The sequence below is a fragment of the Gammaproteobacteria bacterium genome, assembly GCA_029882975.1.
Taxonomy (GTDB): Bacteria; Pseudomonadota; Gammaproteobacteria; order SZUA-152; family SZUA-152; genus JAJDNG01.
In genome coordinates this window covers 63789-78355 of record JAOUJW010000008.1, presented here as the reverse complement: position 1 = coordinate 78355, position 14567 = coordinate 63789, and the positions used below count along the sequence as shown (strand labels likewise).

Annotated in this window: 10 protein-coding genes; 6 read left to right on the top strand and 4 right to left on the bottom strand. The window is 47.3% G+C overall.

What is annotated here, in order from left to right:
* The first annotated feature begins 37 nt into the window (after nt 1-37).
* From lptD to OEY58_07950, 5 genes are read left to right on the top strand one after another with little or no spacing between them, the layout of a single operon-like run.
* Complete coding sequence (gene lptD / locus OEY58_07970) at nt 38-2239, top strand: LPS assembly protein LptD (GenBank protein MDH5325382.1); 2202 nt, start codon at nt 38-40, stop codon at nt 2237-2239.
* Complete coding sequence (locus OEY58_07965) at nt 2232-3536, top strand: peptidylprolyl isomerase (protein MDH5325381.1); 1305 nt, start codon at nt 2232-2234, stop codon at nt 3534-3536. The genes lptD and OEY58_07965 overlap by 8 nt, the downstream gene beginning before the upstream one ends.
* 20 nt (nt 3537-3556) lie before the next feature.
* Nucleotides 3557-4570, top strand: coding sequence for a 4-hydroxythreonine-4-phosphate dehydrogenase PdxA (gene pdxA, locus OEY58_07960; protein ID MDH5325380.1), 1014 nt, complete (start codon nt 3557-3559; stop codon nt 4568-4570).
* A complete protein-coding gene (gene rsmA, locus OEY58_07955) occupies nt 4567-5358 on the top strand; it encodes a 16S rRNA (adenine(1518)-N(6)/adenine(1519)-N(6))-dimethyltransferase RsmA (GenBank protein ID MDH5325379.1) in 792 nt (263 codons plus the stop codon). The genes pdxA and rsmA overlap by 4 nt, the downstream gene beginning before the upstream one ends.
* Nucleotides 5359-5371: 13 nt before the next feature.
* Nucleotides 5372-6136 (top strand): YdcF family protein, encoded by a 765-nt coding sequence (locus tag OEY58_07950; protein ID MDH5325378.1) that lies wholly within the window; start codon nt 5372-5374, stop codon nt 6134-6136.
* 51 nt (nt 6137-6187) lie between these two features.
* Here the strand turns inward: OEY58_07950 and OEY58_07945 are convergent, their stop codons facing one another.
* Together OEY58_07945 and OEY58_07940 are read right to left on the bottom strand one after the other, a co-directional pair.
* On the bottom strand, nt 6188-9532 hold the full coding sequence (locus OEY58_07945; GenBank protein MDH5325377.1) for a transporter substrate-binding domain-containing protein: 3345 nt from the start codon (nt 9530-9532) through the stop codon (nt 6188-6190).
* Nucleotides 9533-9730: 198 nt separating this feature from the next.
* On the bottom strand, nt 9731-10747 hold the full coding sequence (locus OEY58_07940; protein MDH5325376.1) for a hypothetical protein: 1017 nt from the start codon (nt 10745-10747) through the stop codon (nt 9731-9733).
* A gap of 361 nt (nt 10748-11108) precedes the next feature.
* Here OEY58_07940 and OEY58_07935 point away from each other — a divergent pair, with 361 nt between their 5' ends.
* Nucleotides 11109-11873, top strand: a complete 765-nt coding sequence (locus OEY58_07935; GenBank protein MDH5325375.1) for a class I SAM-dependent methyltransferase — start codon at nt 11109-11111, stop codon at nt 11871-11873.
* Nucleotides 11874-11894: 21 nt separating this feature from the next.
* Here OEY58_07935 and OEY58_07930 read toward each other — a convergent pair whose 3' ends face one another.
* Both OEY58_07930 and OEY58_07925 read right to left on the bottom strand, forming a co-directional pair.
* On the bottom strand, nt 11895-12935 hold the full coding sequence (locus tag OEY58_07930) for a M14 family metallopeptidase (protein ID MDH5325374.1): 1041 nt from the start codon (nt 12933-12935) through the stop codon (nt 11895-11897).
* Nucleotides 12936-12947: 12 nt separating this feature from the next.
* Entirely contained in the window at nt 12948-14384 is a 1437-nt protein-coding gene (locus OEY58_07925; GenBank protein ID MDH5325373.1) for a glutamate--cysteine ligase, read from the bottom strand.
* Between the last annotated feature and the right edge of the window lie 183 nt (nt 14385-14567).

Sequence of the window (14567 nt, the reverse complement as noted above, 5' to 3'; positions counted from 1 at the left end):
GGTGTTGAACTTAGCAAGGAAAACGGTCGCCATTTCAATGGCGTGCTTTTGCTGTGCGGCGCAGGCACAAAACCCTATTGGCGCTGAAGATGACCTGTGGCAGCACTGCAGTACACCGTTTATGCCTCCCAATTACGTATCCAGGCCCACTCAGAGCATAGGGGAAGAAACTCGAATTTCTGCGGATAGTGCATTGGTGCGTCAGCAAGAGTATTTTCAGCTGGAAGGTCGAGTGGAATTGCAAAAACAAGATTATTTTCTTAGCGCAGATAAAGCCAGTTACCATCGCACGGATGACCAAGTGGAAGCCAGTGGGTCGGTTCACTTCGAGACAGAAAATTTTGTTATCAATGGTGATCAGGCTTCTTTGAACATGGCAAAAAATCTGGGAACTATTAATACCAGTCGCTTTTGGCTGCCCGGAAACCATTTGCGCGGTGAGGCGGATAACATTCATTTGCAGGATAAGGATGCCATCTCGATGGACAAGGCTGTATTTACCAGCTGCAATGAAGATGATGAAGTGTGGAAACTGCGGGCAGGTAGGCTCAGTATAAACCGGGCGAAAAATGAAGCCATTGTCCACCATGCCAGATTAGAGTTGTTTCAGATTCCCGTGCTCTATTTTCCGTATTTGAATCTACCCATTGAAGGTCGTAAAACCGGTTTGCTCATACCCAATATGGGTTATTCCAACGAGTCCGGAAACGAATTTGCCCAACCGTTTTATTGGAATATTGCACCGGAAAGGGATGCCACATTTACCGGACACTATTTTAGTAACAGAGGTACACAGGCAAAAACAGAATTCCGTTTTTTGAATGAATCCGGCGGAGGTCAGGTAAATCTCGAATATCTTCCCGGTGATCGTATATACGGTGATGACCGACGTTATGTGGCTTTTAACCAGCGATGGTTGCGGGGTGACCCTCAATCCAATTGGTCCGCAGATGTTCAATATCAGAGCGCATCCGACGAGGACTATTTAAAGGATTTTGGTGGTGCGCTGGATTTATCCAGTTTGTCTTATTTGGAAAGAATTGCCACCGTGAGCTTGCAGCACCAGGGTTGGCGAGCACAAGCGATGGCGCAGCATTTTCAAATCATGGATGCTGTTATTGCGGAGCAGGATAAACCCATGCAGCGCTTACCCCAAATTCAGTTGGATACTCCCCTGTATACCTTGTCTGGTATGAATGCGGGATTGCAATCCGAGTGGGTTCGATTTGATCGAGATAGCGGCTTAAAAGGTATGCGCAGCCACATTAAGGCGGGACTCGATCTGCCGATCACGAACAGTTACGGATTTCTCAAACCGGGTGTCACATGGCGCTACACTTATTATGAGCTGGAAAACAATCAAAGCGGCAGTGATTCTGAACCCAGCATTAGTGTGCCGGCGTACACTTTGGACAGTGGTTTGTTTTTTGAACGAACGACCAAATTCGGAAAACAGGCATTTGTACAAACCCTCGAGCCCCGCTTGTTTTATTTGCATGTTCCTTACCGGGAACAAAGTGGATTATTGGTGGATCAACTCGGGCAGGAACAGGTATTTGACAGTAGCGCCACTCGGCTGGATTTTGCACAATTATTCCGTGATAATCGTTATATGGGTCTGGATCGTATGGGAGACACCAAGCAATTGAGCTTGGCTCTCACCACCCGATTGATGTCCCCAACCGGCAAAGAGGTTTTTTCGGCTGCATTGGGGCAAATCCGCTATTTTTCTGATCGTAAAGTGACCCTGCCGGGAGAGACTGTGCAAACCCAGCGCTGGTCTGATACCTTGGTTGCCGTATCGACACAGTTTGGCGCTTCCCGACTCAGTTCCGAATTCGCCTGGAATAAAGATCGCTCTGCGACCATACGCAGCTCGGTTAAATACCGGTATACCCCCAAGAATGATACGGCATTGGGGGTTGCCTACCGATATGATGGCGGCGTCATGGAGCAGGCGGATTTCAGTCTCTTGTTGCCGATGGACCAACAATGGAAGTTCGTGACTTTCTGGAACTATTCCCTTAAGGACGATCTTACTTTGGAGAGCTTTCAAGGCTTAGAATACAATAGCTGCTGCTGGGCCCTGCGACTGCTACGTCGTGAAACCATAGAAGACCTGATTGGTGAAAGCTATGATGAGAGTTTTTTACTGCAGTTTGAACTTAAAGGATTGGCCAGTGTGGGCGGCAAGACTTCAGAATATTTTGATAAAGGGTATTGGAAAGAGCGTGATTAATTACAAGTTTTTAAACGTGAGCGTCGCCTTGGGTGTCATTTTGCTTTGTAGCAGTACCGTGGTAGGTGCGAAGCAAACGTTTCAAACCTTAGATGAAATTGTGGCTGTGGTGAACGAAGACGTTATTACTCGGCTGGAGCTTGAGTCTGAAGTGAACACCATTAAACAGCAGATTCGCAGTCAGGGCATGCAATTACCCGCCCATGCCGATCTGGTCAAGCAAGTGTTGGAACGTATGGTTGTGGTGAAATTGCAACTGCAAATTGCTCAGAGACGAAACATCCGCGTGGACGATGACGCTGTGAACCGTCGCATCGAAGAAGTGGCTCAGTCCAATAAAATGGATTTGATCGCCTTTAGTCAGGCAGTGCGCGGGCAAGGTTTGGATTTTGATGTGTATCGTAAGAATATTCGTGATGATTTGATCATAACTCGCTTACAACGAATGGCAGTACGCGACAGAATCGCCGTAACCGATGATGAGATTGATAATTTTTTGGCAAATGAAAATATCCAGGGTAGCGACAAGGATGAGTTTCATTTAGGCCACATATTGGTGGCCATTCCGGAAGCGGCCACATCCGCTCAAATCAAAAAAGCCAAAGCCAAAGCCGAGGATATTAAAGCACAATTGGATTCAGGTACGGATTTTTCCAAACTGGCCATCAGTAAGTCGGATGGGCAGCAGGCGTTGGAAGGGGGAGATATTGGTTGGCGTAAGCTGAATCAGTTGCCAACATTATTTTCCGACAAAGTGGTTGCGATGAAACAAGGCCAGGTCAGTGAATTGATAAAAAGTCCCAGCGGTTTTCATCTCATTAAACTAATGGGCAAACGTCGCAATGAGAAACAGCACATTGTACAACAAACCAAGGTCCGGCATATTTTGGTAAAACCCAATTTGTTTTTGAACAGCAAGGAAGCCCGGTTACGGGCGGCTCAATTAAAACAACGTATTGAAGGAGGCGAGTTGTTCCAGGATTTGGCCCGCGCCAATTCCGATGACAAAGCATCCGCTGCCGATGGTGGTAACCTGGGGTGGGTTAATCCAGGTGTCATGGTGAAGCCCTTCGAAAATGCGATGAACCAGCTTAAAGAAGGTGAAATCAGTGATCCGGTCCGTACCGCCTTCGGTTGGCATATACTTCAAGTCCAAGGACGTCGTTCTCAGGATAATACCGAGGAGTTTCAACGCGGTCAGGCCAGAGCCGCCATTCAACAAAGGAAATGGCAACCGGCTTTAGTAAATTGGATCCGGCGGATTCGTGACGAGGCTTTTGTGGAAGTGCGCATTTAGCCAATAATGCCACACACATGATGACTCATTCGTGTACGCCCCCGCCCGTCACCCGTATAGCCATTACTCCGGGTGAACCTGCTGGTATAGGGCCGGATTTGTGCGTACTGTTGGCGCAACAAGCTCATGACGCCCAACTGGTTGCCGTATGTGATCCGCAACTTTTGCTGGATCGGGCTGCGCAGTTGGGTTTGCCCTTGCAACTGCACGTCTTCTCGCCTCAGGATCTGCCACAATCCCAAGCGGCAGGGTCACTATCGGTTTTACCCGTGAAGTTACCACAAGCGGTGTGCCCGGGTGAGCTCAATCCGGACAATGCACCTTATGTGCTGCAGTGTTTGTCTGTTGCTGCGGAGGCCTGTTTGCAAAAAACGTTTGCGGCTTTGGTGACCGGTCCTTTGCATAAAGGGGTCATCAATCAAAAAGGTATCGCATTTACCGGACACACCGAGTTTTTGGCCGAAAAAACCGGGGCGTCTCGACCCGTTATGATGTTGCTGACCGAAGGTTTACGGGTGGCGCTAGCGACCACCCACCTACCATTGGCCCAGGTCAGCCAGGCGATTACCCAAGCCTCACTCCAGGAAGTCATAGAGATCTTACATCGAGAACTTAAGCAGCACATGGGAATTGATCAACCGGTGATTCATGTTTGCGGACTTAACCCCCATGCCGGAGAGCAAGGCCACCTGGGCCGGGAAGAAATCGATATTATTATTCCGGTTTTGGAAACTTTGCGCGCCCAGGGCTATGACTTGGTCGGACCTGTACCGGCAGATACAGCTTTTGTTGCTGCCAGATTGAAACAGCTGGATGTGGTTCTGGCCATGTACCATGATCAGGGATTGCCGGTACTAAAACATATGGGGTTTGGCGAGGCGGTGAATGTGACTTTGGGTCTTCCCATAATTCGAACTTCCGTGGATCACGGCACAGCCTTGGATTTGGCAGGCAGTGGTCGCATTGATGTGAGCAGTTTTGAAAAAGCTTTGGATTTGGCTCTGCAGATGGCTCATTGTGAGCAATCCCCATGAGCCAGTCACATCGGGCTCGCAAACGTTTCGGCCAGCATTTTCTTACGGACGGCCACACGGTAGCTGCCATTGTACATGCGATTCATGCTAAAGCATCGGATCATATAGTGGAAATCGGTCCAGGTCTCGGTGCCCTAACGCAAGAATTGCTGCCTTTGGTACAGCGTATGGATGCGGTGGAGTTGGATCGGGATGTGATTCCCAAACTGAAACAACTGTGTTTACCACTGGGTAAGTTGACTATCCATAGCGCGGATGCTCTGCAGTTTGATTTCTGTCAATTGCAAACAAACGCTAAACTTCGGGTGGTGGGTAATCTGCCCTACAATATTTCCACCCCCTTGATCTTCCGATTGGTTGAACAGTCCCACTGTGTGGAAGATATGCATTTTATGCTGCAAAAAGAAGTGGTGGATAGAATGGCCGCCGCACCCGCATGCAGTGACTACGGTAAACTGAGTGTCATGTTGCAGTATTTCTGTGAGGTGGAATCACTCTTTGAGGTCCCACCCAGCGCTTTTTCACCACCTCCGAAAGTCAATTCCGCCGTGGTCCGACTGCGTCCATTCGCATCGCCGCCTTTGGCGCTGGGTGATGTGGCTTTGTTCGAACGGGTGGTGACTCAGGCTTTTTCACAACGGCGTAAGACTTTGCGAAATACCCTGAAATCGTTAATAGGAGAACAGGAACTGCAGTTACTGGAAATTGATCCCGTGCGCCGCGCTGAGACTTTAACCTTAGAAGAGTTCGCTGTCATTAGCCGATACTTGGAACAGAATTCAAGGTAAGATTGGCGCCGAAATGGAACTGGGTTTACTGAAATTTTTGCAAAACATCCTAACTCCACCTACCTGTTTCATCTTGTCGGCATTGCTTGGGGTTGTTCTTTACCGTTTCCGACCCCTGTGGTCTATCCGTTTGTTGTTATTAAGCAGTGGCTTATTGTATTTATTTAGTTTGCCCGTGACGGCTGTGTTTCTCGCCGGTTTGTTAGAACCCCCGGCTTTGCCACCCTCGCAACTGCATCAAACCCCAGCGCAGGCGATTGTGGTGCTGTCTGCCAGTCGCTACGAGAACAACCCGGAATATGGTGCTGATGTCAGTAATGGCGTCGCGGCACAGCGCTTGCGTTACACGGCCTGGTTACAAAGACAAACCGGGTTACCGGTACTGATCAGCGGTGGTAAAGTTAATGCGAACCATCGCGAATCCGAAGCCCGGTTAATGCAACAAATGCTGGAGCAGGAATTTGGGGTGGCCGTGCAGATTATCGAGGAACGCAGTCGCACGACTTACGAGAATGCTCGTTACTCATCAGAGTTACTTTTGGCAAAAAAGTACCGGCATATATTGCTGGTAAGTCATGCACTGCATCTACCACGGGCCAGGGTTGCATTTGAACACTTCGGTATTGGGGTGACACCAGCTCCCACTTTATTGCATTCACGTGAGCGACCACGCAATGTCTCCCATTATTTGCTGCCGAAGATTCGAGCATTGCAGATAACGGAGTATTTTTTCCATGAATGGCTGGGGGGAATTTGGTATCGATTGCGTTACTATTGAGACCACTATTAACCGCTTTAACGTAATCCCATCTTCAGGCGGTTCACGCAGCTAAATCAACTCTTCTATTTTTCGTAATAAAGCATCTTTGTTTAAAGGCTTATGGAAATATCCCTGAATTCCTATATTTGCTGCCTGTTGCGGGCTGAGAGAATTGCTGAAACCGGTACATAAAAGGATAGGAATCTCGGGGCGGATAGATAACATGGCTTCGGCCATTTCACCGCCGGTCAAATCCGGCATGGTTTGGTCGGTGATCACTAAATCAAATTCGTCAGGTTTTTCTTCGAAACAGCGAAAGGCCTCACTACTGCTGGTAAATATGCTGACATTGTAACCCAGCCCCTTGAGTAATTCGCCTTCGAACAAAGCCACCGGAGCCTCGTCATCCACCACCAAGATGTGTTTTGCGTCAATGTGACCCGACACCTTGTTAACGTTGGAACCTTCTTCTATGCTGACAACTTCATTTTTAGGGAACAGAAGCCTGAAGCGAGTGCCTTTTTCCGCTTCGCTCTCCACCAATATGTGCCCATTGTGTTTGTGAATAATGCCGTGAACCATAGCCAAACCCATGCCGGAGCCTTTACCGATTTCTTTGGTGGTGAAAAAGGGCTCAAAAACTTTACCTAATATATCCGGGCTCAAACCCTTACCCGTATCACCAATACTCAATTCTACAAAGTCACCGGAAAAAACATGATGACAGGATGAGCACTCTTGTCGTTTCAGGTTGGTGTTTTTCGTTTCGATACGAATGGTACCCTTATTGTTCATGGCATCGCGGGCATTAATACACAGATTTAGGACAACTTGATTCAGTTGTACCGAATCGGCCATGATTTTAGGTATACCTTCTTGATTGTCTTGAGTGATTTCCACAGTGGATGGCAGAGTGGATTGGAGCATGTTGATGGATTCCTGCAACAAAGGCAGCAGTGATGTGGATTTCAATTCTGTCTCTGTTCCACGGCTGAAGGCTAACATTTGTTTCACCAAATCCCTGGCCCGTTCACTGGCTTTCATTACCTGTTGTAGATAGCTGTTGAGTTTTTCATTGGAGTCCCGGGTAATAAAATCCATCACCAGGGTGGTGTAGCCCATGATGGATGCGAGAATATTATTGAAATCGTGGGCAATACCACCGGTCAATTGACCGATAGATTCCATTTTTTGGGCATGCTGCAATTGGGTTTGCAGGTTCAATTTCTCCTGTTCTGCCTGCTTGGAATCGGTCAGATCACGACCCACACCCGTGATACCAATGATGTTTTGATTTTCGTCCATGGTGGGAGATCCGCTGAATTGGTAAGGTATCAGGGTGCCATCCTTGGTTTTTAGCGAGGCTTCCACCTCTGTGTATCCTAAGTCGAAACAGCGCTGTATGGCATCGCTGACGAGTAGGCGTTGTTCTTCTGGGAAAAAATTCAAAGCATCCATGTTTTCCAGCTCCGCGTGGCTGTAGCCGGAGACCAGGGAAAAGCGCTGATTCCAAAAAACCAATTTGCCTTGGGGACTAATTTGATAAACAACATCCTGAACACTGTCCATGATGCTGGCCCGCTGCAATATGGCCAGGTCCAGCTCACTTTTTGCGCTCTGCGCTGAAATGCCAAAGGAGACATCATCAGCCAATTCTTCCAATAAATTAAGTTCTTCGGCATCGAATGCACTGGGTTTGTCTGCGTAGATGTTTAAACAACCAAACACAATACCTTCTTTGTATAAAGGTAGGGTGACTGAAGAGGCAAAACCGCTTTTGGCAGCATTTTCTTTCCAAGGAGAGATGGCAGCGTCTTTAAGCAGATTTTCGGATACACAAGTGTTACCGCTGCGTATGGCGGTTTCGATAGGATTGTCGCACTTTCTATTCTTGTTATTCCTAAGCTGTTCCAGATAACCGTTTTCCGTACCTGCCTGAACCAGTGGCTGCACGCAGGTTTGGGACTCATCCAGTATTCCAACCCAGGCAAACCGATAGCCGCCGGTATTAATCAAAACCTCACAAATCCCCTGTAGTAATTGCCGCTCGTTATCTGAGCGAATAATCACATGACGGGTTTCTATAAAAGTGGTCAAGGTACGATTGAGGCGACGTAAATAGGACTCGGAGGTCAATTGTTGGCTGATATCTTTTATAAACAGAAGATTTGCAAACCCGGTGGGAGGTGTTTTTTTAACGCCAAAGACTTTAGCGGTAAAAATTGAACCATTTTTTCGTTTGAATTCGATCTGAAACTGCGAAACGTGTTCGGTATTCTCCAGGGAGAAGTGCATCACCTTGTTGGTATTACATAAACATTGGAGGTTTTGTCCGGTAATTTCGCTTTGTGTATAACCGAACATTTTTTCAGCGGATGGATTCAACATAACAATAGACTGCTGGTGGTCGGTCAAAATAATGGCATCCGGTAAGCTGGTAAAAATGGATTCCAAAATGTGATTTTGTTGTTCAAGCTGTTCTTCTGACTGTTGGAGTTGCTCAGTAAGCTGCCGATAACGGTTCTTTTCTTGATGTATGAGAGAGTGAGACAGTTTCAGTTTTCGGTAATTAAACAGAATGACAATCGTTAACAACAAAATGCCAATAAGAACCGATAAAAATAACAGGGTGTGGTATTCCTGTTGGGTATAGCCGGTGAGGACGCGACTACCGAACCATTTATCATAGATAACGTTGTACTCACCGCTGGATTTTACCTGCGCCAAACCGAAGTTCAATTGCTGTAATAACACCGCGTTACCTTCGCGTACTACCATGGACCAGGTTAAAATACGCAGGGGGTGGGATACGTAGTCGATCTGATCTTCCAGCCGTAACTGAAAGGCCAGATGACGAGTAACTTGTGCCGGGTACACGAAGGCATCCACATATCCGGCTACCAAATCACTCAATGCTTGCGCAGGTGTACCAACCAGATGGCACTGGATTCCAGGAAGTGTTTTTAAATATTGGTGGCTGATGTGTTCATTTACGCAGGCGACCTTTTTACCCTGGAGAGAGTCCAGGTCTTGGATATCACGGCGGCCTTTTCTAACAATGATGATTTCCGGCATTTCCAGTATAGGGTCGCTGAAATCCAGAGTTTTATCCCTTTCACTGGTATAGCCGGCGTCATGGAGAAAGTCCGCATCACCGTTTTGCAGCCACTGTAAAACTTCTGTCCATTGGTCACTGTGTTTATAAGTAACGGATATTCCTGCGGCCTTGGCCACCGCCGTGGACAGTTCTTTGCCGAAACCGCTTAATTTACCGTCGACATTGATAAAATTCACGGGTGGAAAATTATTGGAGGAGGCAATGACGTAGGTTTTTGTTTGCGCTTTTGCCTCCACGGAACAGCAGGCACAGAGCAACAGCGCCACTCGCGAATAATTTTGCAATCTTGGATTCATTACCACCCGATTTTTGTCCTTGGTTTTCGCTGCGAGTATCGCCCATTGCCGGTTTAACTATTTGAAAAACATAGATCAACTTACGGTTTTATACCAGGGTTGGGGCAAAAAAGGATGGATGCAATAATTATGCTCAGCCTGAGCTGCCTTGGGTAAAGACACAATTTGGGTTTTGCGAGGCGGATAGCTCAGTGAAATTCAAGCCGTGTAATTGACCATGCCTTCGATTTCAAGGAGCAAATCGTTACGACAAATATCACCCTGTAGAAAAAGTAGTGGTGTTTCAGATCCAAAAAAGTGGCGTACGGTTTGTTTAAGGTGTTCCGATAGAAAGCTTTGTTCCCGTAAATATATCTTAATCAGTGGAAATAGAGGCGGTTTGTAATGGTATTCCCGGATTTTATCGTGATTTAATAAATTGCTGATATTGTTGAGTGTTTCTTGCAGCTGTTTGTCGGCATCACCCGGATGTAGACTTTCATGCCCAACCACGCTGGCGGTACCGGATAAAAACAGAGTATGCGGATCGACGGATTGAAACAGTGTTGCGCGAGCAAAGGAAGGGCTACAGGGTCCATATTGAGCCGGGTAGTGGTAGGCTGCGACTTGGCGTGGATTTTCCAGGTAAATACCCGGCTCTACAGTGGCTATGAAATACACAGAGACTCCGCCGGAATAGGTGCCGATAGCGCTGGCCGCAGGAATCTGCTGCTGGAATTTTTCTCCATAAAATCGCTGAAAGGCCGCGAAACGACCCACACAGAATTCCTGGTAGCGCTCCAATTCCTTACCGGTTTCATTAATGCCGGGGAAGTGGTTCCAAATGCGTAATATATGCGGGGTTTGTTGCTGTTTTAAGAACTCGAAAATGGACAAATAGATTTCTTCGGTCAAGCTTTTCAGGTCGTTTCCCGCCACATCAATGCAGCCGAAGAGCAGTTGCTCATTGCGTGAGTAACGGATGTTGCCGCAATGACCCCTTTGAACGACTTCGTTGCTGTACCAAAGTTCTGCAACCGGATGCTCGCAATAGGCCAGATCAACATTAATATGGGTGAGTTCAGGGGCTATGTTTTGGCTGGTATGCTGGGAACCAAAGGTAACAACCCCGAGCAGGTTTTCATCCTGTTGCGGGACTTGGTCTGTTGGAACAAGGGCACAACTTACCGAAGCACGGTTTTTGTTTGCTTTTGGGGCTAATTCAGCTTTTGTCATCCGTAGAAACCAATATCTAAAGTGCTTTAAAAATAATTGTCGATTTTATTAAGTCAAACCATTAAAAAAACGTGCCATATTAACCATGGATTCACTCTCAGATTCTAAAGTGTAACTCGCTGTTTAGTATAGCTTATCATTGGATATTGGTCGCAATATATACAGTATAAGAATCAACATCGAAAGCAACATTATACAGTAGATTAGAGTGTTGAAAAATAAATGTGAGGTTTTCCATACCTTTGTGAATCGGCAATCTGTATAATTCGCAGCACTGACAAGCAAAAGGTTCAGAAGCTAAACTCTTTGTCAGAAAAGACATAGATCCTAACCACTATTTTACTGAGAGTATTCTCGAATTATGGAATCCCAAGCCCACAGAGACAAGTCTGAATTAATTCCTCACCCGCCGTTGCAGCAGTACTATGCAGACGAACAACATAGACGGGGGTTCGTTTCATGGTTATTTGATGAAACGGCGTGCCACTACGATTGGATTATTCGCGCCATGTCGTTTGGATCGGGGAATTGGTATCGACACAAAGCTTTGTTACGGGCTGGATTGAAACAAGATGACGCCATGTTGGATATTGCCACGGGAACCGGACCGGTGGCTAAAGCCGCCCTACGCATTGTGGGTCCCGGTGGTTCTGTGACAGGTTTGGATCGAAGCGCCAATATGATGTTGGAAGCCAAAAAAACTGTGCAGATTCCTTTTATTCAATCCGATGCCGCGCACTTACCGTTTCCCGACAATTCTTTCGATTTTCTTAGTATGGGTTATGCTTTGCGCCATGTGGATGATCTTCACGCCACTTTTGACGAATACTTGCGAGTTTTAAAACCGGGCGGCACGGTATTGGTTATGGAATTGACTCGGCACAAGTCTGCCTTCGTTAACCGATTCCTCAAGTTTTATATGCGCCGCATTGTTCCCAAAATAGCCCGCATTGGCTCGGGTACCAAAGACGCGGAAACGTTGATGACCTACTTTTGGGATACCATCGAAAATTGCGTACCACCCGATGATATAATGAAAGCCATGGCAAACAGTGGCTTTTTGGATAATCGACGTTATTGTGATATGGGGATATTCAGCGAGTATGTCGGTGTAAAGCCCGAATAAGAAAACGGAATATAGAGTTTTTTAAGATAATTCAGCTGCCTCAGCGTCTTTAAGAGGCATGCGCTCCATAAGGTAACAAAGACAATCTTTTCGGATGATATCTTCCTGGGTGGTTAACATGGAAGGCATGATAGGACCGGTGGTGAGCAGTTCGCCATTGCGCTGGCGGAAATAGCGATGGACCACATCCTCACCGGTTTCACTCATTACCGTCAGCACCGGGTCTGCATCATCTGGAACATTGACTTTTCCCCAGCGCGTACCGGTTTTTAATTCACTGAAGTTCATCAGGTCAAGGCGGGACTCGAACAACAAATCAACGCTCTCCTCACTAAAACTAAATCGAATATGCGGCGCAACTTTTACGGTGGCTACTGTGTGAAATAGGTCCATATCCTGGGTATGGACAGGGTGTGTTGGTAGTTCAGACAGATCCAGGCAGGCCTGCAAATATTCCAACGCATGCTCTATACCGTGGTGGTTTTCGGTTTGGCCGCATTCCACAGTCACTGCCGGACACAATTCGGCAAACGCCTGGGACTGAACTCCCTTGGGACGCACAAAATAGATTACTGTGCGGCTGAATAACGTAGCTAGATGATAAAAGGCATTATCCAGCCGATTAATACAGGCATAGTGTGGATTGAGTCCGGTATTGTTGTGTATGTCCACACTGAGAAAAACATCACGTTGTTGCATTTCTTGAACAACCTGTCCCATCATATTACATTCCACTGAATCATGACTGAAGCCTCTGTGGGGCCAGACGCGGTTGTAATCCACTTGGCCATTGAGGCGGCGTTCGGCGGTCCGTGCTGCGGTAACATTACCCACAAACAGAGATAGTGAGCGCGGTAGAGCTTGATGGGAATATTTTTGTAACAGTTTTTGCACTGCGTAAAACCCGGTGGTTTCGTTGCCGTGTAAGAGAACCGAGACAAACAAAGGTTGTTGGCGTCTACCTTGCAAGTGTATCAGGGTCGGTCCGGACAGAATATTGTGTAGCTCCTGTGGTCCGGTCTGCAAAAAACCCTCGGGTAATTGGTCTGTTATATGAAGCATATGATTCCTATGTCAGCGATTGATACCCCAGTTGTGTACCGGCAGCCCGGATTCTTGATTTTCAATGTAGCTGGTGGTGAGTTTTTCCATATCGGGGCCGTAGCGGCAGACAAATGCCCGTTGCCATTCGGCGCCGGTGCAGTTATTCACGGTTCTGGATTCAATAATTGTCAAATAGCGATCAATGTCCGTTTGGTCTACTTGAAGTCGTTGTAGACCTTTGGCGGCCAAAGGCAGTAGTGTTTTGAGAATCAAGGTTTGAATTTTGATTTTTTTACCATCCAGCCACACAATGTTGGTATCCAGGCCATATTGAGCGGCTCGGTAGAAATTGTCCCGCGCCAACTCAAACGGCAGTTGGGTTTCCGGCGCAGGTTGTTGTTGTGCCAGGGCGTAAACCAGGCCGTAATAAAAGGCCGCATTGGCCAGATTGTCCTCCAGCGTGGGGCCGGCCGGTACGACACGATGTTCGATACGAATATGAGGTAATTTATCCCCCAAGCCGATCAGAGGGCGGTTCCAGCGCCATAGGGTGCCATTGTGGAGGCGCACATTGGCAAAATGTTCTAAAGGCTCTTGCTGCAACATAGGTAGTAAAACGGGGAAGTGTTGGTAATTTTCTTCGAAAATTTCCATCAAAGATTCACGGGCATAACCGGAACCAAAAGACACGCGCCGCATGGGACCTTGGGACGCATCACCGTATCCACCCACTTCCACCGATTGTTCAAACAGGGGGATACGCGTTTCTGACCACAAGTTCTTTCCAAATAAATAGGGCGAGTTGGCTGCGACAGCGACCACGGGGGCCGATAGTATGATGGATGCATTATAGGCGCGCAGAGCCTTGGAGATGGGTACTTGCAGGTGAATTTGAAAAGATGTGGTTGCCGATTCCAGCATGACATCCTCATGGCTTAAACGCAGGATCTCATTACCGTGTATATCCAACCGCAGTGGTCGACCATTGCGCATACGTAATACTTGTTCGTTAAGAGCCGCATAGCGTTTCATTGACGATACATTGGCCATGGTCAAGTCAGTGCTTTTCACCGTGGGCAAAATTCCGATCATCGCCAATTGGCTATCGAGGTTTTTCGCAGTGGCACTGCCGTGTCGCCACAGCTGCATCATCTCCTCCCGGTGGTGGGTGAATGCGCTGTTTTTTAGGGTTTCGGCGCCAAAATTGAATTCGATATTGAAAGCGGCCAGTTCCTGGGTGACCATGGGATTTGCCATGGTTTGGATCAGTTTTTCGTTAATGGGCTGGGGTTTGGCGTTCCGGTCCACAATCCAGACTTCCAACTCGAAGCCGGAAGCAAATCGGTCATCACAAAAGCGATTTTCCGCAAACCATTGGGACAATAACCGGGTTTCTTCGGCTAAGCGGTTTTCGAACCGGTCGAAATGACGTTGTTCAAACTGGATCCGGGAGATTTCCTGTCCCATGGGTCCGCCTCTTCAAGGTGCATGTTTTTATTCTAGCTCATACAACAGCTTACGCAGGTTTCATGAAAACAAATCGGCACATTGATGGAAAAGCTTTAAATTTCTGTGGCTGTAATCGCAGGGACGGTTTTCAGCAAGCAAATCCGCGGGTTATACTTAGCGCCCTTTGCAATAATAATTCCG

What these genes read in the sequence shown, in the direction of transcription:
- OEY58_07925 (MDH5325373.1), bottom strand. Translation starts at nt 14,384, where the DNA reads ATGGGACAGGAAATCTCCCGGATCCAGTTTGAACAACGTCATTTCGAC.
- pdxA (MDH5325380.1), top strand. Translation starts at nt 3,557, where the DNA reads ATGACTCATTCGTGTACGCCCCCGCCCGTCACCCGTATAGCCATTACT.
- rsmA (MDH5325379.1), top strand. Translation starts at nt 4,567, where the DNA reads ATGAGCCAGTCACATCGGGCTCGCAAACGTTTCGGCCAGCATTTTCTT.
- lptD (MDH5325382.1), top strand. Translation starts at nt 38, where the DNA reads ATGGCGTGCTTTTGCTGTGCGGCGCAGGCACAAAACCCTATTGGCGCT.
- OEY58_07945 (MDH5325377.1), bottom strand. Translation starts at nt 9,532, where the DNA reads ATGAATCCAAGATTGCAAAATTATTCGCGAGTGGCGCTGTTGCTCTGT.
- OEY58_07940 (MDH5325376.1), bottom strand. Translation starts at nt 10,747, where the DNA reads ATGACAAAAGCTGAATTAGCCCCAAAAGCAAACAAAAACCGTGCTTCG.
- OEY58_07930 (MDH5325374.1), bottom strand. Translation starts at nt 12,935, where the DNA reads ATGCTTCATATAACAGACCAATTACCCGAGGGTTTTTTGCAGACCGGA.
- OEY58_07950 (MDH5325378.1), top strand. Translation starts at nt 5,372, where the DNA reads ATGGAACTGGGTTTACTGAAATTTTTGCAAAACATCCTAACTCCACCT.
- OEY58_07935 (MDH5325375.1), top strand. Translation starts at nt 11,109, where the DNA reads ATGGAATCCCAAGCCCACAGAGACAAGTCTGAATTAATTCCTCACCCG.